The 23,290-nt window shown below is 45.6% G+C and carries 25 protein-coding genes; all 25 read left to right on the forward strand.

The features are described from left to right. The first annotated feature begins 12 nt into the window (after positions 1–12). The 25 genes from AD710_RS15755 (at position 13) to fliL (ending at position 23,264) form a co-directional block, all read left to right on the forward strand. Positions 13–1,716: a hypothetical protein gene (locus AD710_RS15755; protein ID WP_049628463.1), complete on the forward strand. Its 1,704-nt coding sequence runs from the start codon at positions 13–15 to the stop codon at positions 1,714–1,716. Further along, positions 1,713–1,994, forward strand: coding sequence for a FlhB-like flagellar biosynthesis protein (locus AD710_RS15760; RefSeq protein WP_016936135.1), 282 nt, complete (start codon positions 1,713–1,715; stop codon positions 1,992–1,994). The genes AD710_RS15755 and AD710_RS15760 overlap by 4 nt, the downstream gene beginning before the upstream one ends. A 174-nt stretch (positions 1,995–2,168) precedes the next feature. Beyond that, positions 2,169–3,326 carry an ADP-forming succinate--CoA ligase subunit beta gene (gene sucC, locus AD710_RS15765; protein ID WP_016936134.1) on the forward strand — a complete coding sequence of 386 codons (1,158 nt, stop codon included), beginning with the start codon at positions 2,169–2,171 and terminating at the stop codon, positions 3,324–3,326. 28 nt (positions 3,327–3,354) lie between these two features. Next, on the forward strand, positions 3,355–4,257 hold the full coding sequence (gene sucD, locus AD710_RS15770) for a succinate--CoA ligase subunit alpha (RefSeq protein ID WP_003154281.1): 903 nt from the start codon (positions 3,355–3,357) through the stop codon (positions 4,255–4,257). A 67-nt stretch (positions 4,258–4,324) separates the two neighbouring features. Beyond that, a complete protein-coding gene (dprA, locus tag AD710_RS15775; RefSeq protein WP_049628464.1) occupies positions 4,325–5,224 on the forward strand; it encodes a DNA-processing protein DprA in 900 nt (299 codons plus the stop codon). Between the two features lie 181 nt (positions 5,225–5,405). Continuing rightward, positions 5,406–7,481, forward strand: a complete 2,076-nt coding sequence (topA, locus tag AD710_RS15780) for a type I DNA topoisomerase (RefSeq protein ID WP_045926121.1) — start codon at positions 5,406–5,408, stop codon at positions 7,479–7,481. A 64-nt stretch (positions 7,482–7,545) separates the two neighbouring features. Then, entirely contained in the window at positions 7,546–8,853 is a 1,308-nt protein-coding gene (gene trmFO / locus AD710_RS15785) for an FADH(2)-oxidizing methylenetetrahydrofolate--tRNA-(uracil(54)-C(5))-methyltransferase TrmFO (protein WP_016936130.1), read from the forward strand. Positions 8,854–8,922: 69 nt separating this feature from the next. Further along, a complete protein-coding gene (gene xerC, locus AD710_RS15790) occupies positions 8,923–9,840 on the forward strand; it encodes a tyrosine recombinase XerC (protein WP_016936129.1) in 918 nt (305 codons plus the stop codon). Positions 9,841–9,855: 15 nt separating this feature from the next. Continuing rightward, positions 9,856–10,401, forward strand: coding sequence for an ATP-dependent protease subunit HslV (gene hslV, locus AD710_RS15795; protein ID WP_016936128.1), 546 nt, complete (start codon positions 9,856–9,858; stop codon positions 10,399–10,401). Between the two features lie 16 nt (positions 10,402–10,417). After that, the gene (gene hslU, locus AD710_RS15800; protein ID WP_049628465.1) at positions 10,418–11,821 is read left to right on the forward strand and encodes an ATP-dependent protease ATPase subunit HslU; all 1,404 of its coding nucleotides are present in this window, start codon (positions 10,418–10,420) and stop codon (positions 11,819–11,821) included. Positions 11,822–11,858: 37 nt separating this feature from the next. Beyond that, positions 11,859–12,638 (forward strand): GTP-sensing pleiotropic transcriptional regulator CodY, encoded by a 780-nt coding sequence (codY, locus tag AD710_RS15805; protein ID WP_013352252.1) that lies wholly within the window; start codon positions 11,859–11,861, stop codon positions 12,636–12,638. 354 nt (positions 12,639–12,992) lie between these two features. Continuing rightward, positions 12,993–13,382 carry a flagellar basal body rod protein FlgB gene (gene flgB, locus AD710_RS15810; protein ID WP_016936126.1) on the forward strand — a complete coding sequence of 130 codons (390 nt, stop codon included), beginning with the start codon at positions 12,993–12,995 and terminating at the stop codon, positions 13,380–13,382. Then, positions 13,382–13,834 (forward strand): flagellar basal body rod protein FlgC, encoded by a 453-nt coding sequence (gene flgC / locus AD710_RS15815; protein WP_016936125.1) that lies wholly within the window; start codon positions 13,382–13,384, stop codon positions 13,832–13,834. The genes flgB and flgC overlap by 1 nt, the downstream gene beginning before the upstream one ends. A 10-nt stretch (positions 13,835–13,844) precedes the next feature. Beyond that, positions 13,845–14,165: a flagellar hook-basal body complex protein FliE gene (gene fliE / locus AD710_RS15820; protein WP_047475015.1), complete on the forward strand. Its 321-nt coding sequence runs from the start codon at positions 13,845–13,847 to the stop codon at positions 14,163–14,165. A gap of 42 nt (positions 14,166–14,207) precedes the next feature. Beyond that, positions 14,208–15,818 (forward strand): flagellar basal-body MS-ring/collar protein FliF, encoded by a 1,611-nt coding sequence (gene fliF / locus AD710_RS15825; protein ID WP_049628466.1) that lies wholly within the window; start codon positions 14,208–14,210, stop codon positions 15,816–15,818. Positions 15,819–15,830: 12 nt separating this feature from the next. Next, positions 15,831–16,847, forward strand: coding sequence for a flagellar motor switch protein FliG (gene fliG / locus AD710_RS15830; protein ID WP_003154256.1), 1,017 nt, complete (start codon positions 15,831–15,833; stop codon positions 16,845–16,847). Continuing rightward, on the forward strand, positions 16,840–17,592 hold the full coding sequence (gene fliH, locus AD710_RS15835) for a flagellar assembly protein FliH (RefSeq protein ID WP_049628467.1): 753 nt from the start codon (positions 16,840–16,842) through the stop codon (positions 17,590–17,592). The genes fliG and fliH overlap by 8 nt, the downstream gene beginning before the upstream one ends. Next, positions 17,589–18,905 (forward strand): flagellar protein export ATPase FliI, encoded by a 1,317-nt coding sequence (gene fliI / locus AD710_RS15840; RefSeq protein ID WP_016936121.1) that lies wholly within the window; start codon positions 17,589–17,591, stop codon positions 18,903–18,905. The genes fliH and fliI overlap by 4 nt, the downstream gene beginning before the upstream one ends. Positions 18,906–18,910: 5 nt before the next feature. Then, the gene (gene fliJ, locus AD710_RS15845; protein WP_016936120.1) at positions 18,911–19,354 is read left to right on the forward strand and encodes a flagellar export protein FliJ; all 444 of its coding nucleotides are present in this window, start codon (positions 18,911–18,913) and stop codon (positions 19,352–19,354) included. A gap of 11 nt (positions 19,355–19,365) precedes the next feature. Further along, positions 19,366–20,010, forward strand: a complete 645-nt coding sequence (locus AD710_RS15850; protein ID WP_049628468.1) for a MotE family protein — start codon at positions 19,366–19,368, stop codon at positions 20,008–20,010. Positions 20,011–20,016: 6 nt separating this feature from the next. Next, positions 20,017–21,360: a flagellar hook-length control protein FliK gene (locus AD710_RS15855; protein WP_049628469.1), complete on the forward strand. Its 1,344-nt coding sequence runs from the start codon at positions 20,017–20,019 to the stop codon at positions 21,358–21,360. Continuing rightward, positions 21,361–21,792 (forward strand): flagellar hook assembly protein FlgD, encoded by a 432-nt coding sequence (gene flgD, locus AD710_RS15860; protein ID WP_049628470.1) that lies wholly within the window; start codon positions 21,361–21,363, stop codon positions 21,790–21,792. It begins immediately after the preceding gene. A gap of 24 nt (positions 21,793–21,816) precedes the next feature. Then, positions 21,817–22,593: a flagellar basal body rod protein FlgG gene (flgG, locus tag AD710_RS15865; protein WP_049628471.1), complete on the forward strand. Its 777-nt coding sequence runs from the start codon at positions 21,817–21,819 to the stop codon at positions 22,591–22,593. A 39-nt stretch (positions 22,594–22,632) separates the two neighbouring features. Beyond that, positions 22,633–22,848 (forward strand): swarming motility protein SwrD, encoded by a 216-nt coding sequence (locus AD710_RS15870; protein WP_003154243.1) that lies wholly within the window; start codon positions 22,633–22,635, stop codon positions 22,846–22,848. Continuing rightward, the gene (gene fliL / locus AD710_RS15875; protein WP_016936115.1) at positions 22,845–23,264 is read left to right on the forward strand and encodes a flagellar basal body-associated protein FliL; all 420 of its coding nucleotides are present in this window, start codon (positions 22,845–22,847) and stop codon (positions 23,262–23,264) included. The genes AD710_RS15870 and fliL overlap by 4 nt, the downstream gene beginning before the upstream one ends. Positions 23,265–23,290: the final 26 nt, after the last annotated feature.

The following is a 23,290-nucleotide window of genomic DNA, read 5'->3' on the forward strand; positions in this document are numbered from 1 at the left end:
GAGGCTTAAGACATGAACATAAGCGGCGAAATCTCAGCGGCTTTCAGACAGCTGACGGCGGAAATCTCTCAGGATCGGCAAGACGGCGGTAAAGACAGCGGCGAAAAAAGACTGCTGTTAGGGAAGGTTCTCCGTTTGCTGGACGATCAAAGCGCGCTTATCCAAATCGGCGGCCGGACGATGCAGGGAAAGCTTGAAACCGCCCTCCGTCCTCAGGCATATTACTGGTTTTCTTATGACAGACAGCCGGCGGAAAAAATAGGCCGGCTTCATGTTGTTGACCAATTTGATGGAAGCCCGAAAACCGTTCAGGAAGCGGCGGGAAGACTGTTAAACGCTCTTTCCGTCAAACCGAACCCGGTATCTCTGCAGATTGCCGAAACGTTTATGCAGCAGAAGCTGCCAATGACGGAAAACAGCCTCAAAGCCTGCATCCGCTGGGCTGAATCGCTTCCGGCCGCCGAAGCGAAAAAGGCGGCAGAAACAATCGTATTTGCGTTGAAACGGGAACTGCCCGCGCACCCTGAAGTCTTGTCAGCCATTCATGCTGTTAAATTTCCGGTTCCGACCCGCCGCCTTCTTTCCGGACTGCTTCAGGCAATCAATCAGGCTCCGCAATCGGCAAAAGAGCTGTCCGCGCTTCAAGAGGCGGTTTCTGGCGTGCTAGACGCGGAAACGGATCTTCATGCAGAGCGCCTCTTGAAGAAGCTTGCCGAGGCCGCACGCATGCCGATTTCAGAAACCGGGCCGATGGATAAAGGAGAACGGACGGAATTAAAACAATCACCAATTGTCCGAGAGACTCGTGAAAACGTAAAGGCAGTCTCAAGCCGCCCTTCTCCTCCGCGTGCCCGGACAGATACGGAGCTGCCTGAAAAAGCGGCAAGACAGCTTATCGAAAAATTAATGACATCAGCCGAAAAGAATGAAAACCGTCCCGTAAAAGAAACGGCGGACATCATCAAGGCTTTCATTTCTCAAGATAAAACATCCAAAACAGCACCTGTTCTCCAAAACGTACAACTGACAGAACAGGAGGCGGCTGTTTTCGAAAAAGCCGTTCAGCTTACTGAACTGAAATATGCGGAAAAACATGAAGTATTAAGCCTTTTGCAAAGAATCAAAAAAGGGCTGGGCACCCGTGATGAATTATCATTCATTACAGCGCTTGAAAAAGGCGCGGCTCCGCAGCCGGAGAAACAAGCGCTGAAAACGGCTCTCCAAGCCGTCCGGACGCTTCAAGACGCGCCCCAATCCGTTAAACAAGAGGCAGAACCGCTCATTCATAAATTAAACGGACAGCTGTTTATTGAGCAGCAGAATCCATCTTTTACGCAGATGGTGCTGTCATTTCCGCTGGGAGCGTCCGCGTATGAGAATGACATCACAGTTCTCTTTAAAGGACGGAAGGAGCCGGACGGAAAACTCGATCCGTCACATTGCAGGCTTCTGTTTTTGCTGCACCTTGAAACGCTGCAAGAAACCGTTGTGGACTGTATGATTCAGCAAAATGTAATGACCATTACGGTTGAGACCGATTTTGAGCTTCAGGCGGCCATCGACCCTCTCGTACCGGCTTTAAAAGAGGCTGTAAAAGAGACGGGCTTCAGTCTGTCGGGCGTTACGGCTAAAAAGCGGCGACCGAAAGACCAGAGCGCTCTTGTGGAAGAGTTTATAGAAAAAGACGGCGGACGAAAAGTGGATGTGAAAATATGAAAGAACAAACGCCGTTAAGAAGAGCTGTCGCCCTGCATTACGACCGGCAGAAAGATCAAGCCCCGAAGGTTGTCGCAACAGGCAGGGGGCATGTCGCGGAAAATATCATAAAAGAAGCTGAGAAGGCGGGGGTTCCCATTCAGGAAGACAGAACCCTTGTCGAATTAATGCGCCATTTGACGGTCGACGATCAGATACCGGAAGCGCTTTATGAGACCGTTGCTGAAATTTTTTCATTTGTTTACCGACTGGATGAAAGCCTGAAAAACGAAAAATAAGGAACATTCATTTCCCGGACTCCGTATAAATTTATATTTTCAATAAAATAAAAGTTAGAATGTTCGGAAGGATATAAAGATTTTGTTTTGAACCCTAGACAATTCTTCCAGTATTATATAGAATGAAAGCGCAGTCTATTTTTAGTTTTGCTACATAAGTTAGGAGGATGGGAAATGAATATCCATGAGTACCAGGGAAAAGAAGTCCTCAGAAAATACGGGGTGTCTGTTCCTGAAGGTAAAGTGGCTTTTACAGCAGAGGAAGCAGTTGAAAAAGCAGAGAGCCTGTCAAGCTCGGTTTATGTCGTAAAGGCGCAAATCCATGCTGGCGGCCGCGGCAAAGCTGGTGGGGTAAAGATTGCAAAAACAATAGATGAAGTGAAGGGGTATGCAGAAGAACTGTTAGGCAAGACGCTCGTCACCCATCAAACGGGTCCGGACGGACAAGTAATAAAACGCTTACTTATTGAAGAAGGCTGCGATATTAAAAAGGAATACTATGTCGGGCTTGTACTTGACCGCGCCACTTCAAGAATCGTTTTAATGGCGTCTGAAGAAGGCGGAACGGAGATTGAAGAAGTAGCGGAAAAAACACCTGAAAAAATTAAAAAAGCGGTTATTGATCCGGCTGTCGGCCTTCAAGGCTATCAGGCAAGGGAAATTGCATTCGCAATTAACATCCCGAAAGAGCTTGTCGGCAAAGCCGCTAAATTTATGCTCGGTTTATATAAAGCATTTGTTGAGAAGGACTGCTCCATCGCCGAGATCAACCCTCTCGTCGTCACGGGAGACGGAAACGTCATGGCGCTCGATGCTAAGCTGAACTTTGACAGCAATGCGTTATACAGACAAAAAGATATTATGGAATACAGAGATTTAGATGAAGAAGACCCGAAAGAAATCGAAGCGTCAAAATACGATCTGAGCTACATTTCCCTTGATGGAAATATCGGCTGTATGGTAAACGGCGCGGGTCTTGCAATGTCTACAATGGATATTATTAAACACTACGGCGGAGAACCTGCAAACTTCCTGGATGTTGGGGGCGGCGCAACCGCTGAAAAAGTAACGGAAGCTTTTAAAATCATTCTTTCCGATCAAAACGTAAAAGGAATTTTCGTAAATATTTTCGGAGGCATCATGAAGTGCGATGTCATCGCCGAGGGCGTTGTTGAAGCGACGAGACAAGTCGGATTGACATTGCCGCTGGTCGTGCGCCTTGAAGGGACAAACGTAGATTTAGGAAAGAAAATCCTGAATGAATCAGGCTTAAACATTACATCTGCGGAATCAATGGCAGACGGCGCGCAGAAAATCGTATCCTTAGTTTAGGAAAGAATGAAAGGCAGGGGACCAGATAATGAGTGTTTTTATCAATAAAGATACGAGAGTTATTGTACAGGGGATTACAGGTTCTACCGCTTTATTTCATACAAAGCAGATGCTGGAATACGGCACGAATATCGTTGGCGGTGTAACACCTGGTAAAGGCGGAACGGAGGCGGAAGGCGTACCGGTATTCAATACGGTCGCAGAAGCGGTTCATACAACGGGCGCTGATGCGTCAGTCATTTACGTGCCGGCTCCGTTTGCGGCGGACGCAATTATGGAAGCGGTTGACGCGGAAATTGATCTTGTCATTTGTATCACTGAGCACATTCCGGTTTTGGACATGGTGAAAGTGAAGCGCTTTATGGAAGGCAAGAAAACGAGATTAATAGGGCCGAACTGCCCTGGTGTTATTACGCCTGAAGAATGCAAAATCGGCATTATGCCGGGATACATTCATAAGAAGGGGCATGTAGGCGTTGTATCCCGTTCGGGAACATTGACATACGAGGCCGTCCATCAGCTTTCAGAAGCCGGCGTAGGCCAATCTACCGCTGTAGGAATCGGCGGTGACCCGGTCAACGGCACGAACTTTATTGACGTGTTAAAAGCGTTCAATGAAGATCCTGAAACACATGCCGTCATCATGATCGGAGAAATCGGCGGCACAGCTGAAGAGGAAGCGGCTGAGTGGGTGAAAGCAAACATGACGAAGCCTGTTGTCGGCTTTATCGGCGGTAAAACCGCTCCTCCGGGAAAACGCATGGGCCATGCGGGCGCCATCATCTCCGGAGGAAAAGGCACGGCAGAAGAAAAAGTCAAAACAATGAACGCCTGCGGGATTGAAGTGGCGGAAACCCCTTCTGTAATGGGCGAAACGCTGATTAAGGTGTTAAAAGAAAAAGGCTTATTTGAAACGTGCAAAACGCACTGAACGAAGCAGGGGCAGCCGTAACGGCTGTTCCTGTTTTTACTGTAAAAAAAAGAGGAGGTTGCCAGATTTGGATCAAGCATCGCGCTGTTTAATGGTCTGCAGTATCAATCAAATTATTTCCCCGTCTCTTCTATTAAAATGGTGGAAAGCTGATCACTCCCTGTCTTTTTTACGGGATCCGCATCCATTAACCGTTTTGTCAGAAGGGAAAACAGCTCCGAAAGCCATTTTTCGAGAAATAGAGCGCAAGGATTCGGAACTCGATGAAGTTCTGTCCGATTACCGCCGCGAAGGCATTACAGTCATCCCGATTTCATCGAGCCGCTATCCTTCATGGCTTAAAACGATTTATGATCCGCCGGCTGTCTTGTTTGCAAAAGGGAATACGCAGCTTCTTGAAAAAGGCCGAAAAATTGGGATTGTGGGCACGCGGAAACCGACGGAAGACGGAATAAAAGCGGTTGGGCATCTTACCGCCGAACTCTCAAAAAAAGGCTGGGTCATCGTAAGCGGGCTTGCATCCGGCATAGACGGATTGTCTCATAAGGCGAGCATCAGGGCAAAAGGGCTTACGATCGGCGTGATAGCCGGCGGATTCCATCACATTTATCCCCGGGAAAATCTCCTGTTAGCAGAATACATGGCTGAACACCACCTCCTACTCTCAGAACATCCTCCTGAAACAAAGCCGAAAAAGTGGCACTTTCCGATGAGAAACCGTATAATCAGCGGATTAAGTGAAGGAATTGTAGTCGTGCAGGGAAAAGAAAAAAGCGGTTCATTAATCACAGCTTATCAGGCCCTCGATCAAGGGAGAGAGGTATTTGCAGTTCCCGGTTCCATATTTAATCCATATTCCGGAGGACCTATAAAACTCATTCAAGAAGGGGCGAAAGCTGTATTGTGCGCAGAGGATATTGACGGAGAGCTGACCGCCCGAGGCGTTCAGTATACGGAACCCTTTTGAAATATCGTTTGACAAACGGTATTGTAATATTTAATAATAGTGAGGATTTAAAGTTGCACATTATTTTCATGTATAAAATGACGTTCATCATAAAGAATGAAATGTTGAAAGCCATAAAAAGGCAGCTCTAAAATGAATTGATACTTGAAAAGAGAGAGAACACCTCTTGAGGGGGATGAAAATGTCTGATTATCTAGTCATCGTGGAATCGCCGGCAAAGGCGAAAACGATTGAACGTTATTTAGGAAAGAAATATAAAGTCAAAGCTTCAATGGGACATGTCCGGGATCTTCCAAAAAGTCAAATGGGAGTTGACATCGAACAGAACTTTGAACCGAAATATATTACGATCCGCGGAAAAGGCCCTGTTTTAAAAGAATTAAAAACAGCGGCAAAGAAAGCAAAAAAAGTCTATCTCGCGGCCGACCCCGACAGAGAAGGGGAAGCGATTGCATGGCATCTCGCGCACAGTCTTGATCTGGATCTCAACTCTGACTGCCGGGTCGTCTTTAATGAAATAACAAAAGACGCCATTAAAGAATCATTTAAACATCCGCGCATGATTAACATGGATCTTGTCGATGCGCAGCAGGCGCGCCGCATACTAGACAGACTCGTCGGATACAAAATCAGCCCGATTCTTTGGAAAAAAGTAAAAAAAGGCCTCAGTGCGGGCCGCGTGCAATCTGTTGCGCTCCGGATCATCATTGACCGGGAAAAGGAAATCAACGACTTTAAACCTGAAGAGTACTGGACGATTACCGGCTCATTTCTAAAAGGAAAAGAGACGTTTGAAGCCGGCTTTTTCGGAAAAAACGGCAAAAAGCTTCCTTTAAAAAGTGAAGAAGACGTAAAAGCCGTCCTTGCTGAGCTGAAAGGCAATAAGTATACAGTAGACAAGGTTACGAAAAAAGAGCGGAAACGAAATCCCGCTCTGCCGTTTACAACGTCCACCCTGCAGCAGGAGGCTGCAAGAAAGCTGAATTTCAGAGCGAAGAAAACGATGATGATCGCTCAGCAATTATATGAAGGAATTGATCTCGGCAAAGAAGGTACAGTCGGACTCATCACGTATATGAGAACGGACTCAACGAGGATTTCCAACACAGCCGTTGAAGAGGCGTCAGCTTTTATTGATCAGGCGTACGGAAAAGAGTACTTAGCGGGAAAACGGAAACCGGCAAAGAAAAATGAAAACGCTCAAGATGCCCACGAAGCGATCCGCCCGACTTCAGTACTCAGAAAACCAGCCGATTTAAAAGCGGTGCTTGGCAGAGACCAGCTCAGATTATACAAGCTGATTTGGGAGCGCTTTGTTGCAAGTCAGATGGCGCCAGCCGTTCTGGATACGATGAGTGTCGATCTCAGCAATAACGGATTGACATTCCGGGCAAACGGAAGTAAAGTCAAATTCGCCGGCTTCATGAAAGTCTATGTAGAGGGTAAAGACGATCAGCTGGAAGAAAAAGACCGCATGCTTCCGGACCTTAAAGAGGGAGACACGGTTTTGTCGAAAGATATTGAGCCCGAGCAGCACTTTACTCAGCCGCCGCCGCGTTACACAGAGGCGCGCTTGGTTAAAACGCTTGAAGAACTCGGTATCGGCCGTCCTTCCACATATGCGCCGACTCTTGACACCATCCAGCGGCGCGGTTACGTGGCATTAGACAATAAACGGTTTGTGCCGACTGAGCTCGGGCAGATTGTACTGGATCTCATCATGGAGTTTTTCCCGGAAATCATTAACGTTGAATTCACGGCAAAAATGGAAAGAGACCTTGACCATGTTGAAGACGGTCAGACAGAATGGGTTCAAATCATTGACAGCTTCTATTCCGATTTCGAAAAGCGTGTGAAAAAAGCGGAAGCCGAAATGAAAGAAGTGGAAATTGAACCTGAATACGCCGACGAAGATTGTGAGTTATGCGGCTCTCGGATGGTTTATAAAATGGGCCGGTACGGCAAATTCATGGCGTGCTCCAACTTCCCTGACTGCCGGAATACAAAACCGATTGTTAAACAAATCGGCGTGAAATGTCCTAAGTGTCATGAAGGAAACATTGTCGAACGAAAATCAAAAAAGAAACGCGTCTTTTACGGCTGTGACCGTTATCCTGACTGTGACTTCGTATCTTGGGATAAACCGATTGAACGAAAATGCCCGAAATGTGAAAATATGCTCGTAGAGAAAAAGCTTAAAAAAGGCATACAAGTCCAATGCGTCGAATGCGATTATAAGGAAGAACCACAGAAGTAGCGGTGAGCAGAGCCTTGCTCACCTTCTTTGTGTGGAAGTAACAAACAACAGGAGATGAAAAGAAATGAACCAGCAAACAGTTAATGTAATCGGAGCAGGCCTTGCCGGAAGTGAAGCAGCATGGCAGCTTGCAAAACGAGGAATTCAAGTAAAACTATATGAAATGCGGCCCGTAAAGCAGACGGCAGCCCATCACACTGATAAATTTGCCGAACTGGTATGCAGCAACTCCCTCCGTTCAAATACGCTTGCCAATGCGGTAGGCGTATTAAAGGAAGAAATGCGGGCCCTTGACTCAGCAATCATTCAATCTGCTGATAAATGTTCGGTTCCGGCAGGGGGAGCGCTTGCCGTTGACCGTCATGAATTTGCGCAAAGCGTGACGGATCTTGTGAAAAACCATCCGAACGTAACGGTACTTACTGAGGAAGTAACAGAGATTCCGGAAGGCCCGACAGTTATTGCGACCGGACCGCTTACGTCAGAATCGCTTTCACAGCAGCTGAAAGAACTCACCGGAGAAGAGTACCTGTATTTTTATGACGCGGCGGCGCCGATTGTTGAAAAAGACAGCCTTGATATGGATAAAGTCTACTTAAAATCCCGTTATGACAAGGGAGAAGCGGCATACTTAAACTGCCCGATGACAGAAGAAGAGTTTGACCGTTTCTATGAAGCGCTGACGACGGCTGAGACGGTTCCGTTAAAAGAATTCGAGAAAGAAATTTTCTTTGAAGGCTGCATGCCGATTGAAGTCATGGCGAAAAGAGGCAAGAAAACGATGCTGTTCGGACCGATGAAACCGGTCGGGCTGGAAGATCCTAAAACAGGCAAGCGGCCTTATGCAGTCGTGCAGCTCAGACAGGATGACGCGGCAGGAACGCTATATAATATTGTAGGTTTTCAGACACATTTAAAATGGGGAGACCAAAAAGAAGTGCTTAAACTGATCCCCGGACTTGAAAATGTTGACATCGTCAGATACGGCGTCATGCACAGAAACACATTTATCAACTCGCCTAGCCTCTTGAATCCGACATATCAATTTAAACAGCGGAACGACCTGTTTTTCGCAGGCCAAATGACCGGCGTAGAAGGTTATGTTGAATCTGCTGCTTCAGGCCTTGTGGCGGGAATCAATGCGGCCAAACTTGTGCTCGGTCAGGACCTTGTGACATTCCCTCAGGAGACGGCGATCGGAAGCATGGCTCATTACATTACGACGACGAACCAGAAGAACTTCCAGCCGATGAACGCAAACTTCGGCCTGTTAAAAGAACTGCCTGTTAAAATTAAAAACAAAAAAGAACGAAATGAAGAATACGCTAAACGCGCAATTGAAACTATTCAAACTATTTCGAAAACGATATAGCTTTTCATTGCAACTTCAATGCATTATATGATACCATTTAAAAGCCCTTCGGAGAGGAAGGTCATAATAATGGCGGAGAATGTTAACTTTTTTTTAAAGTTATTCGTTGAATATTTACAAATTGAAAAAAATTATTCACAATATACTATTGTGAATTATGTTAATTCGATTGAAGAATTTGGGATGTTTCTGCATGCTCAAAATATAAATGGATTGAAAGAAGCTGCATATCATGATGTGAGAATATTTTTGACAGAAGCTTATGAAAAAGGCCTGTCAAGAAAAACAATCAGCAAGAAGATTTCAGCTTTGAGAAGCTTCTATAAATTTTTGATGAGGGAAAAGCTTGTTGAAGAGAATCCGTTTCAGCTTGTTCATCTGCCGAAACAAGAAAAACGGATTCCGAAGTTTCTTTATGAAAAAGAACTTGAGGAACTATTCGCTGTTTCAGACAGAAGCAAGCCGTCAGGGATGCGCGATCAGGCCTTGCTTGAGCTTCTATATGCGACCGGAATGAGGGTCAGTGAGTGCTGTACGCTCACTGTCGGCGATCTTGACTTATCTATGGATACGGTGCTCGTTCACGGGAAAGGCAGGAAGCAGCGCTACATCCCGTTCGGCTCATATGCCCGTGATGCGCTGGAGCTGTATATCAATAGCGGAAGGCAGTGCCTGCTTGAAAAAGCAAAAGAGCCTCATGATTTGCTGTTTGTCAATCAAAGAGGCGGTCCGCTTACCGCCAGAGGCATCCGGTATATTTTAAGCGGGCTTGTAAAAAAGGCATCCGGCACTTTACATATACACCCGCATATGCTTCGGCATACGTTTGCGACTCATCTGCTGAATGAAGGGGCTGACTTAAGAAGCGTCCAGGAGCTTTTGGGCCATTCTAATCTGTCTTCCACGCAGATATACACGCATGTATCGAAGGAAATGCTGAGAAACACATATATGTCCCACCATCCGAGAGCTTTTAAAGAAAATTAAAAGGAGGCCCTTCTCATGTCATCTTTTCATGCGACAACGATTTTTGCCGTCCAGCATAAAGGAAAAAGCGCTATGTCAGGAGACGGCCAGGTCACATTCGGTCAGGCTGTAGTCATGAAACATACTGCGAGAAAAGTGAGAAAGCTGTTTAACGGAAAGGTTCTGGCCGGCTTCGCGGGATCTGTTGCAGACGCTTTCACACTTTTTGAAATGTTTGAGGCGAAGCTTGAAGAATACAACGGCAATTTAAAACGTGCGTCGGTTGAGCTTGCGAAAGAATGGCGCAGCGATAAAGTGCTGCGCAAGCTGGAAGCGATGCTGATTGTCATGAACCAGGATACCTTGCTTCTCGTATCGGGAACAGGTGAAGTGATTGAGCCGGATGACGGCGTTTTGGCAATCGGCTCCGGCGGAAACTACGCCCTGTCAGCAGGAAGAGCGCTGAAAACTTATGCCGGAGAAAACCTGTCCGCCAAAGAAATTGCAAAAGCCGCTTTGAAAATCGCAGGCGAGATTTGTGTGTACACAAACGATCAGATCATTTTGGAAGAACTTGAATAGAAAGGACTTGAGGCGCATGGAAAACAAACCGTTAACACCGAGACAAATCGTAGATCGGTTGGATCAATACATTGTAGGACAGCAGGATGCAAAAAAAGCTGTCGCCGTGGCATTAAGAAACCGCTATCGCAGAAGTCTTCTTGATGAAAAACTGAGAGATGAGATCGTTCCCAAAAACATCCTGATGATGGGTCCGACAGGGGTGGGGAAAACAGAAATCGCCAGACGGATCGCCAAGCTTACCGGTGCGCCATTTATAAAAATTGAAGCGACAAAATTTACAGAAGTCGGCTATGTAGGCAGAGATGTCGAATCAATGGTCAGAGACCTTGTTGAGACATCCGTGCGGCTCATTAAAGAAGAAAAAATCAGCGAAGTGAAAGAACAGGCTGAAGAAAATGCAAACAAACGCATTGTGAGGCTTCTCGTTCCGGGAAAGAAAAAACAAGCGGGTGTGAAAAATCCATTTGAAATGCTTTTCGGAGGAAGCCAGCCGTCAAGCGATGATGAAAGCGATCAGCAGGAAGAAGCGAGCCTTGAAGAGAAAAGAAAGCGCATGGCGCATCAGCTCGCATTGGGAGAGCTCGAAGACTATTACGTCTCCGTAGAGGTGGAAGAGCAGCAGCCGTCGATGTTTGACATGCTGCAAGGCTCCGGCATGGAGCAGATGGGCATGAATATGCAGGATGCGCTGAGCAATCTGATGCCTAAAAAGAAGAAACGCCGCAAAATGACGGTCAGAGAGGCAAGAAAGGTTCTGACCAATGAAGAGGCAAGCAAATTAATCGATATGGATGAAGTCAGCCAGGAAGCCGTGTTAAGAGCTGAAGAGGGCGGCATTATCTTTATTGACGAAATAGATAAAATCGCAAAAAACGGAGGGGCTTCTTCCTCGGCCGATGTCTCGAGAGAGGGCGTCCAAAGGGATATCCTTCCGATTGTCGAAGGCTCGACCGTCGTCACGAAATACGGCTCCGTCAAAACCGACCACGTGCTGTTTATAGCCGCCGGGGCATTCCATATGGCCAAACCGTCTGATCTGATTCCGGAGCTGCAGGGGCGCTTTCCGATACGTGTAGAACTGAGCAAGCTGACGGTGGATGATTTTGTGAAAATTCTCGTCGAACCTGATAATGCGCTGTTAAAACAATATCAGGCTTTATTGCAGACAGAAGGTATATCTCTTGAATTTTCTGACGAAGCTATTCGTAAGATCGCCGAAGTGGCTTATCATGTGAATCAGGATACGGACAACATCGGAGCAAGAAGGCTTCACACGATATTGGAACGTCTCTTGGAGGACCTGTCGTTTGAAGCGCCGGACGTGACGATGGAAAAAGTCGCCATCACGCCGCAATACGTTGAAGAAAAGCTCGGATCGATTGCAAACAACAAAGATCTAAGTCAATTTATATTGTGAAAATTTAATAACAGGAATTCTAGGAGGATTATTTAACATGGCTTTACTACAAAAAACACGAATTATTAACAGCATGCTGCAGGCTGCGGCAGGCAAACCCGTAAACTTTAAAGAAATGGCAGAAACGCTTCGCGACGTCATTGATTCTAATATTTTCGTCGTCAGCCGCAGAGGAAAGCTTTTGGGCTACTCTATTAATCAGCAGATCGAAAATGACCGCATGAAAAAAATGCTTGAAGACCGCCAGTTCCCGGAAGAGTACACGAAAAACCTTTTCAACGTTCCGGAGACATCTTCAAACCTTGATATCAACAGCGAATATACGGCTTTTCCTGTTGAAAACAGAGACCTGTTCCAAGCGGGCTTAACGACGATTGTGCCGATTATCGGCGGAGGAGAGCGTCTGGGCACATTGATTCTGTCCCGTCTGCAGGACCAATTTGAAGATGATGATCTCATTCTTGCTGAATACGGAGCAACCGTTGTAGGAATGGAGATTTTAAGAGAAAAAGCAGAAGAAATCGAAGAAGAAGCGCGAAGCAAAGCAGTTGTTCAAATGGCGATCAGTTCTTTGTCTTACAGTGAACTTGAAGCGATTGAGCATATCTTTGAAGAGCTTGACGGAAACGAAGGCTTGCTTGTGGCAAGTAAGATTGCCGACCGTGTAGGCATTACCCGTTCAGTCATCGTTAACGCGCTGAGAAAGCTCGAAAGCGCCGGCGTTATTGAATCCAGATCACTTGGAATGAAGGGGACTTACATTAAAGTTCTGAACAATAAATTCCTTATTGAATTGGAAAACCTAAAATCTCATTAATCCAAAAGCAGGATCCCTAAAAGCGGGGATCCTGCTTTTTTTTATGGACAATAGGTGAAAAGTTGGAGTTTAAAGTTGATTATTGGAATCTGATCTGAGATAATCCATCTTGCTGTGTGAGAAAAAGGGGAAGATACAGAAATTCAGCTATTTTCAGTCTTATATTAACCAAAAGCTTGTAGTCCAAATACTCTAGGACTTAATACCTATGTGCAAAATAGATACAAATGAGCACTTTTTTTTAGCCTAACTTCATAGACTTTAAGCCTGTTATTTCTTACAATAAGCATATGGTTTTACAATTCTCGACAAGGATTTTTAGGAGAAAAATATCTGAAATGGAGGTAAGTGGATTTGGACTTATTTTCTGGAACTATACAAAATCTTGAGAATGCCTTGGGGAGAGCGGACATTAAGCAAAAAGTCTTAACTAATAATATCGCCAATATAGATACACCGAACTATAAGGCAAAAAAAGTCTCTTTCCGAAATTTGTTAGATCAGGAAACATCCAATCTTGAGGCTGTAAAAACCGACTATCGACACGTTGACTTTACGGATTCGGGGGACGATTATTCCATCGTGTCCAGCGGTGACACATCGTACCAGCAAAACGGAAACAATGTCGATATCGACAAAGAAATGACAGATTTAGCCGAAAACCAAATTAATTATCAGGCTTTGGTTGAAAGAATGAGCGGCAAATTCAATTCCCTGAAAACAGTCTTGACAGGAGGAAAATAATGAGTGGCTTTCAAAGCTTAAATATTTCTGGGTCTGCTTTAACTGCACAGCGTGTCCGGATGGACGTCGTATCGTCCAACCTGGCCAATATGGACACAACGAGAGCGAAGCAGGTCAATGGCGAGTGGGTGCCTTACAGAAGAAAGCTGGTTTCTCTCCAATCCGGAGGCGAATCATTTTCGTCCCTTTTAAATTCCAAGATGAACGGAATCGGAAACGCCGGAAATGGCGTAAAGGTATCTTCGATTACGGAAGACCCATCCGCTTTTAATCTTGTTTACGATCCGGAAAATCCCGATGCGAATAAAGACGGATATGTACAAAAACCTAATGTAGACCCATTAAAGGAAATGGTGGATCTTGTCAGCAGCACGAGATCATATGAAGCAAACGTGACGGCATTGAACGCCTCCAAAGGCATGCTTTTAAAGGCTTTAGAAATCGGAAAGTAAGGTGATGTAAGTGGTTAACGCTATTACTCCTTTTCAGCTTCAACAAACCCAAAACACTCAAAACGTAACGAATCAATTAAATCAAGCTCAAAAAACTGATTCTTCAAATCAAACAAGCTTTTCGGAGCTTTTAAAAAACTCAATTGATTCGTTAAATGAGTCGCAAGTGAAATCTGACCAAATAACGAACGAACTGGCTGCAGGAAAGGATGTAAACCTTGACGAGGTCATGATCGCTGCCCAAAAAGCAAATATTTCTCTGACGGCCGCTACCGAATTCCGCAATAAAGCCGTGGAAGCCTATCAGGAAATCATGAGAATGCAGATGTAGTGGTCAGATGAAAGAGAATGACTGGAATGACCGGGGGTTAACATGAATCGTACTCTAACGCAAATGAAAACCAAAACGGCAGCGTTTTGGAATAACAGATCAAAAACACAGAAGATACTCATGGTAAGCGGCTTGGCCGCATTCATTATTTTACTCATCGTCGTTATTATTTTTACTTCGTCTGAAAAGATGGTGCCTCTTTATAAAGACTTGTCCGCGGAAGAAGCGGGGAAGATTAAAGAAGAGCTCGATACGAAAAAGGTGTCTTCTGAACTTGCTGACGGCGGCACGGTCATTAAGGTTCCTGAGAGCCAAGTGGATTCGCTTAAAGTGCAGCTTGCCGCGGAAGGCCTGCCGAAAACGGGTTCAATTGATTATTCGTTTTTCGGACAGAATGCGGGCTTCGGCCTGACAGATAATGAGTTTGACGTTTTAAAAGTTGAGGCGACTCAGACTGAATTGTCAAACCTGATAAATGAAATGGACGGTATTAAAAGCTCGAAGGTCATGATCAATATGCCGAAAGAAGCTGTGTTTGTCGGTGAAGATCAGCCGGAAGCATCCGCATCGATCGTTTTGCAGATTAAACCGGGCTACTCGCTTGATCAAAGCCAGATCAACGGGCTGTACCATCTCGTTTCTAAAAGCGTCCCGAACTTAAAAGAAGATAATATCGTCATAATGGATCAAAATTCTACATATTATGACAAAAGCGACAGCGGTGCAGGGTCCGTTTCTGACAGTTATGCTTCTCAGCAAGGTATTAAGTCGCAGGTCGAAAAGGATATTCAAAAACATGTCCAATCACTGCTCGGCACAATGATGGGGCAGGATAAAGTCGTGGTTTCGGTTACGGCAGATATTGACTTCACGAAAGAAAAACGCACTGAAGACATTGTCGAGCCTGTCGATAAAGATAACATGGAAGGCATAGCGGTAAGCGCTGAAAAAGTTGCGGAAACGTATAAAGGCGACGGCGCGGCCAACGGCGGAACAGCCGGAACGGGCAGCAATGACACCGCGAACTATAAACAGGCGAATGACGGTTCAAACAGCGGAGACTACGAAAAAAGCAGCAATAAAATCAACTATGAAGTCAACCGCATTCATAAAGAAATCGCAGAAAGCCCGTATAAAGTGCGTGATTTAGGCATTCAGGTCATGGTGGAACCGCCGAATCCGAAAAATGCCGCCTCATTATCAGCGCAGAGACAGGCTGATATACAGAAGATTTTAGGAACGGTTGTCAGAACGTCCCTTGATAAAAATGAAACGCAAAATCAAAACCTGACAGCCAATGATATCAACAATAAAATCGTTGTCTCCGTACAGCCGTTTGACGGGAAAACAAGCCTGAACACAAATTCGGCACAATCTTCGGGTCTCCCGATCTGGGTATACATTACAGGCGGGGTGCTGCTTGCAGCCATTATTCTGCTTATTATTCTCCTCATCAGAAAGAAACGCTCTCAAGAGGATGAGTATGAAGAATATGAATATGAAACGGCGCCAGAGCCGGTTCGACTGCCTGATATCAACGAAGAGAAAAATGAAACGGAAGAAACAGTCAGACGAAAACAGCTTGAAAAAATGGCTAAAGAAAAACCGGAAGACTTTGCAAAATTGCTTCGAAGCTGGTTGGACGAGGATTAGGGGGAATGGAAAATGGCGAAACGTGATCAGAACAAGCTTACAGGAAAACAAAAAGCAGCCATCCTCATGATTTCCTTAGGTCTTGATGTATCAGCCTCTGTGTACAAGCATTTGTCTGAAGAAGAAATTGAAAGATTGACTCTCGAGATTTCGGGAGTCAGAAGCGTCGATCATCAGAGAAAAGATGAAATCATTGAAGAATTTCATAATATCGCAATCGCTCAGGATTATATTTCTCAAGGCGGTTTAAATTACGCCCGCCAAGTGCTTGAAAAAGCGCTCGGAGAAGACAAAGCGGTAAGCATTTTAAACAGGCTGACCTCTTCATTGCAGGTAAAGCCGTTTGACTTCGCAAGAAAAGCGGAGCCCGAACAGATTTTGAATTTCATTCAGCAGGAACATCCCCAAACGATGGCGCTGATTTTATCCTACCTTGACCCGGTGCAGGCCGGACAGATTTTGTCTGAGCTGAACCCGGACGTTCAGGCTGAGGTGGCGAGAAGGATTGCGGTTATGGACAGGACGTCTCCTGAAATCATAAATGAAGTGGAGCGGGTTCTTGAACAAAAGCTGTCCTCCTCCTTTACGCAGGATTATACGCAGACAGGCGGCATAGAAGCCGTTGTTGAAGTGTTGAACGGCGTAGACAGAGGAACGGAAAAAACGATCCTTGATTCATTAGAAATACAAGATCCTGAATTGGCGGATGAAATCAAAAAACGGATGTTTGTCTTTGAAGATATTGTCACCCTTGATAACCGTGCGATTCAGCGCGTGATCAGGGATGTTGAAAATGACGACCTCCTGCTGTCATTGAAGGTTGCGAGCGAGGAAGTCAAAGAGATCGTCTTCAGCAATATGTCACAGCGTATGGTTGAAACGTTTAAAGAAGAAATGGAAATTATGGGGCCTGTGCGTTTGCGTGATGTGGAAGAGGCGCAATCAAGAATCGTGGGCGTCGTCCGCAAGCTTGAAGAAGCCGGTGAAATTGTAATCGCGCGAGGCGGAGGAGACGATATTATTGTCTAATATCATTAAACAGCAATCATCATTTTCTCCTGAACAAAAACGGCGCAAGCTTTCCTTGCAGGAAGTCAGGAAAACGCATCCCCAGCTCGACCTGGAGGAAGAAAATCCTGAAGCTCTCATGGCTTTTGCCAAAGCAGAAGCCGACAGGGTATCTGAAGAAGCGAAAAATCAGCTGGATTACACCCTCCGGCAGATTGAGGAAGAGAAAAGCCGCTGGGCGGATGAAAAACAAAGACTGATGGAAGATGCAAAGGCAGAAGGATATAACGAAGGCATGGCATTGGGAAAAGCCGAGGCTCAGGCCGAATACGCAGACCTCATCAGCCGGGCCAATGCCGTTATGGAAATGGCCAGACAGTCAGTCGAGGAAAAGCTGGAAAGCGCTGAGGAAGAAATCATTGAGCTTTCCGTTGCGCTCGCTAAAAAAGTATGGCGGCAAAAAAGTGATGATAAAGAAGCTTTTCTTCTGTTAGTCAAACAGGTAATAGCCGAAGTGAAAGATTATGATGACATTTCCATTTATGTGGACCCGGAATATTATGAGACGGTTCATCAGCATATGGATGAAATTCAGCAGCTGTTATACAAAGAATGCAGGTTAAGCTTGTATGCCGATGAAAAAGCTGCAAAGGGAACGTGCTCCATAGAAACACCGTTCGGACGGGTTGATGCAGGAATAGACACCCAGCTGATGCAATTAAAGCAAAAGCTTTTAACGGCGCTTGAGGCGGGAGCGGAGCAATGAAGACACAGTATTTAATAGACTCGATTGAAACAGCGGATCCGTACAAACGCTACGGTAAGGTTAAACGTGTCATCGGGCTGATGATTGAATCAAAAGGGCCCGAAAGCTCGATCGGAGATGTTTGTCTCATTTATCCGAAAGGTCATTCAAAAAAAGCGATTAAAGCTGAGGTTGTAGGCTTCCAGGATGAAAACATACTGTTAATGCCTTATCTGGAAGCGGCAAGCATTGCCCCGGGCAGCATTGTGGAGGCTACCGGCGAGTCTCTCCGTATCAAAGTAGGCGCAGGTTTAATCGGACAGGTTGTTGATGCGTTCGGTGAGCCTCTTGACGGCAGGGCGCTTCCGAAAGGATTGTCTCCCGTTTCGACGGAACAGCCGCCACCAAACCCGATGAAACGGCCGCCGATACGGGAAAAGATGGGTGTCGGTGTCAGGTCGATTGACAGTCTGCTGACAGTAGGAAAAGGGCAGAGAATCGGAATTTTTGCCGGAAGCGGAGTCGGAAAAAGCACTTTGATGGGAATGATCGCAAAGCAGACCGAAGCCGATCTAAACATCATCGCACTCGTCGGTGAACGGGGGCGCGAGGTGCGGGAATTCATTGAGAAGGATTTAGGCGAAGAAGGCTTGAAACGCTCGATTGTCGTAGTCGCGACTTCTGATCAGCCTGCATTAATGCGTTTGAAAGCGGCATATACAGCGACCGCCATTGCGGAATATTTCCGTGATAAAGGCCGGAATGTCATGTTCATGATGGACTCCGTCACGAGGGTTGCGATGGCTCAGCGTGAAATCGGGCTGGCAGCGGGGGAACCGCCGACAACAAAAGGATATACACCTTCCGTGTTCGCTATTCTGCCCCGTTTACTGGAAAGAACGGGTGCGAATGAACAAGGGACGATAACCGCTTTTTATACAGTTCTCGTTGACGGAGACGACATGAATGAACCGATTGCCGATACGGTGCGCGGAATATTAGACGGGCATATCGTTCTCGATCGGGCGCTTGCCAACAAAGGGCAGTTCCCGGCGGTGAATATTCTGAAGAGCATCAGCAGGGTTATGTCTAATATTTCAGACGCCGCGCATATAGAGGCGGCCAACAAATTCCGCGATCTTCTGTCAACTTATCAAAACTCTGAAGACCTCATTAATATCGGAGCTTACAAAAGAGGGTCATCGAGAGAAATTGATGAAGCGATTCAGTTTTATCCGCAGCTCATTCAATTTTTAAAACAAGGAACTGAAGAACCTGCTCAATTGGAAGACAGTATTGCGGTATTGACGAGTATGACAGGAAAAGAGGAATAAACATCGTGGCGTACCAATTCAGATTTCAAAAGCTGCTGGAATTAAAAGAGAATGAAAAAGACCAAACATTGTCTGAATACAGACAATCGGTTTCTGAATTTGAAACAGTGGCTGAAAAACTATATGAAAATATGAGCAAAAAAGAATCGCTCGAAAAAGACAAAGAATCAAAGCTGAAATGCGGGATGAGCGTTCAGGAAATGAGACATTATCAGCAATTCGTCTCTAATCTTGAGAACACCATCTATCATTATCAAAAACTTGTCATTATGAAACGAAATGAAATGAATGAGAAGCAGGAACAGCTCACCGAAAAAAACATTGAAGTAAAGAAATTTGAAAAAATGCGGGAAAAACAATTTAATATGTTTGCTCTTGAAGACAAAGCTGCAGAAATGAGGGAAATGGACGATATTTCAATCAAGCAGTTTATGATTCAGGGGCATTAGGAGCGAATAAAATGGCCGATAAAGAAAAGAGATCTGGAAAGTTCGGTTCAATCCTGCTTTTTATCATGATCCCGCTGATTTTTCTGATCATCGTCGCAAGCATCATCCTTTGGGCTGCCGGCGTTGATGTGATGAAGCCGATTCAGGAAACAGCCGCAAAAACGCCTGTTTTAAAAGAATTGGTTCCCGAAACGAAAGAAATGAAAAGCGCGGCGGAAAAGCAGAAGGAAGACAGAACGGCTTCTCTTGAAAAGACCATAAAGGAACAAAAAAGTGAAATCAACATTTTAAATAAAGATTTGGACACAAGCAAATCCGAAATCGACAATCTGAACCAGAAAATCCGTTCATTGAAACAGGAAGCTGAACAGCAGCAGAAAACGGAACAGCAGCAGAAAACGGAACAGCAGCAGAAAACGGATGAAACGAAAAAAGACGCTTCGGGTTCAGCGGGAAAAGATAAAATGATCAACATCTATAAAAGTATGGACAGCGGTAAAGCGGCAAGCATTATCGTAAAGCTGAAAGAAAAAGAAGCCCTCGATATTTTAAACGGACTAAGTAAAAAGCAGCTTGCTGAAATCTTGACGAAAATGACTCCTGAACAAGCGGCTAAATATACAGAAAAACTATCCGCTGACGGAAATAAGGAGTGATGTAAGTTGAAGCTGCTTGAAATAACGGGGAATCGCACGCAGACTGCGCAAAACAGCAATGTGAAGATGAATGTAAACAGCTTAGGCCTATTTCAGAACCGGCTTCTGTCGGAAATCACTTCTCAACAGAAGCCCGGAGATGAGGCGAAAACAAGTGATGCAGAGCTGAATGATGCTCTCTCGAAAATCGGTGATTGGCTGAAAGCCGGCCCGGAAGATAAAGAACTTCAGCTGAAACAGCTGCTTGAGGCGGTCAAAGCCCTTGAAGGAAAGCAAACGGCTGAAACAGCTCTTCCTTTATTGAAGCAGCTTGCTGAATCTGTTGAAGACATGTTAGCCGGCAAACGGCATGGGGTGAAGCCTGAAAAGATTGAGCCGGGTTCGCCCGCTAATGACGGGGATTCCGGGCGAGACGCGCTTGAAACAGGCCTCCTTTTCATTCAAGAAGCCGCAGCCCAGCTATTTGCGCATCAAGAGAATCAGCCGGACAGCGCACAGGCAAAGGCGGTTTATCAGGAAGGCGACCGTTTATTAGCAGCGTTGAAAAAACAAGGCGTACCGGACCGCGTGATTCAAGACCTGCGGCAGACGCTGTTTCCGAAAAATGAATCTGCATCTAAGCTTTATTCTATGTCGGCCGCTGAGCTGAAGAGCTTTCAAAGCGTCGCTGAGCAGCTTGCGGGCCTTTCTCAAAAAGGAACAAAGGAATGGAATATGGCTGAAACTGAGCTGAAAGCTTTTGTGTTATCTCAATCATCTGAATCGTCCCAAGAGTCTGCCGGGAAAACGGAACAGCAAAACGGCGGCACGATTTCTCAAGTGAAAGCATCTGACAGCAAATTGTCCGCGCATATACTGTTTTCGGGAACGAGAAGTCTTGCCGGCATTCAGCAAGCGTCCGCAGGAGCCGAACAGCCGCCGGCAGAAAATAAACCGTTAACAGACCAGGTCATCAGCGGCTGGAAACAGATGAAATACACGCCTTTCGGGAAAACGACCGGAAGCTTTACGATTCGTCTTAATCCTGAGAACCTCGGTTTTGTCACGATAAAGGTGACAAACGAAAATGGGATGTTTCAAAGCAAAATAATCGCATCAAGCCAGTCTGCGAAAGAGCTGCTGGAACAGCATCTTCCTCAGCTGAAACAGTCGCTTCCGAATATGTCGGTCCAAATCGACCGTTTTACCGTCCCGCTTCAAAGCGGGGATCAGCAGCCGGTTTACGGTCAGACAGCCGATCACAATAAACAGCAGCAGCAGGGACAGAGAGAGCAGAAAAACCAGCAGCAGTCAGGCGATTTCGGAGATATGCTGGAGGAGCTTTCTCTCAATGAAATGGAGGAAGAATAGTTGACATCTGTAAACTCGGATTATGCCGCAGCGGGCGCTTCTAATACGAAGAGCACCGCCGCCGTAAACAGCAGCACGAATTTAGGGAAAGACGAATTTCTGAAGATCTTAATGACACAGGTTCAAAACCAGGACCCGCTCAATCCGGTTGATGACAAAGAATTCATCAGTCAGATGGCGACATTTTCTTCATTGGAGCAAATGATGAATATGAATACGACGATGACTAAATTTGTAGAAAATCAAGATCCGTTTACGATGTATGTGAACTGGATCGGCAAAAATGTCACATTCAGCGACAGCGACGGGAAGGACCAGACAAGCCCTGTCAATTCAGTCAAACACTCAAACGGTAATTACGTGCTCGTGCTTGAAAATGGCAAAGAGGTCAGCCCGTGGGATGTCACGGCAGTCAGCGATACATCTAAATAAAAAGAAACCCAGGGGGAATTTAACATGTTACGTTCATTATATTCCGGTATCAGCGGCATGAAAAACTTTCAGACAAAACTAGACGTAATCGGCAATAACATCGCCAACGTCAACACAGTGGGATTTAAGAAAAGCCGCGTTACATTTAAAGATTTGATCAGCCAGACAGTCTCCGGCGGTTCAAACGTGACCAATTCAAAACAAATCGGCTTGGGTGCCGCGACTTCTTCCATTGATGTCGTTCATTCAACCGGCGCCCCGCAGGCTACACAGAATAAAACCGACCTAGCCATTGACGGAGACGGCTACTTTCAGATTAATACAGGTGCGGGAATCGTTTACACACGTGCAGGGAATTTCGGGAAGGACAATAAAGGCAACCTTGTTACGACTGACGGCTACTACCTTGAAAAAATCGGCGGGGGCAAAATCAATATTCCGACTGACGCGAAAGATTACAGTATCGGTGCAGACGGAACCGTTACATACACTGATGCAGGGGATGCGGTTCATGATGCCGGACAAATCGGTCTGGTCACGTTCCCTAACAGCGCCGGTCTGGAAAAAATCGGAGGAAACCTTTACAGACAATCATTAAGTTCAGGAGCTGCGAGTGCTGTCACCGCTCCGGGCGAAAACGGCTCAGGTAAGCTTTTGGCAGGCTATCTTGAAATGTCAAACGTTGATCTGACAGATGAATTTACCGAAATGATCGTTGCTCAGCGCGGTTTCCAATCAAACTCAAAAATCATTACGACTTCAGATGAAATCCTTCAGGAGCTGGTTAATCTGAAACGGTAAGGAGGGAGGGGAGGCGGTAAGGCCGCTTCTCCGGATTGAATGATTCAAGTCACCCGTTTAAACGGCCAGCCTTTTACGCTGAACGCGCTGTTTATCGAACAGATTGAGTGCTTCCCCGACACGACGATTACGCTGTCCAACGGCAAAAAGTTCGTAGTGAAAGAACCGGAAGAAGCAGTTCTTAAAAAAGTCATTTCGTTTTACCATAGCATACAAATATTTTCACTGGATCAGGGAATAGAGGAAGAAGAATGAAAAAAAAATTAGTCATTATTATGCTGATTATTTTAATTGTCGTTGCCGGCCTCGGAACGGCAGCATATTTTGTCGTCAGCGGACATTCAGACAAAGACAAAAAGCCTACAATCGATGAAGTCGTTGCAGCCACTGTGTCTGTCGACGATATCACGACGAACTTAAAGTCCGACAGCATCATCCGCATCGGCATCAAGCTTGAAACCGACTCGGAAAAAGCGAAGGAAGAACTTGAAAAACGCGATTTTCAGGTGAAAGACAACATCATTTCCATTTTAGCCGATACAAGCGCCGGAGAGATTGAGGGAGACAAAGGAAGAGAAGCGTTTAAACAATCCTTAAAAGAAAAAGTAAACAGCTATCTCCAAGAAGGAAAAGTTCAGAAAGTGTACATTACCTCCTTTAATCTGCAATAAAAACAAATTTGACAGAATACGGAGGT

The sequence above is a fragment of the Bacillus sp. JFL15 genome, assembly GCF_001184225.1.
Classification (GTDB): domain Bacteria; phylum Bacillota; class Bacilli; order Bacillales; family Bacillaceae; genus Bacillus; species Bacillus siamensis.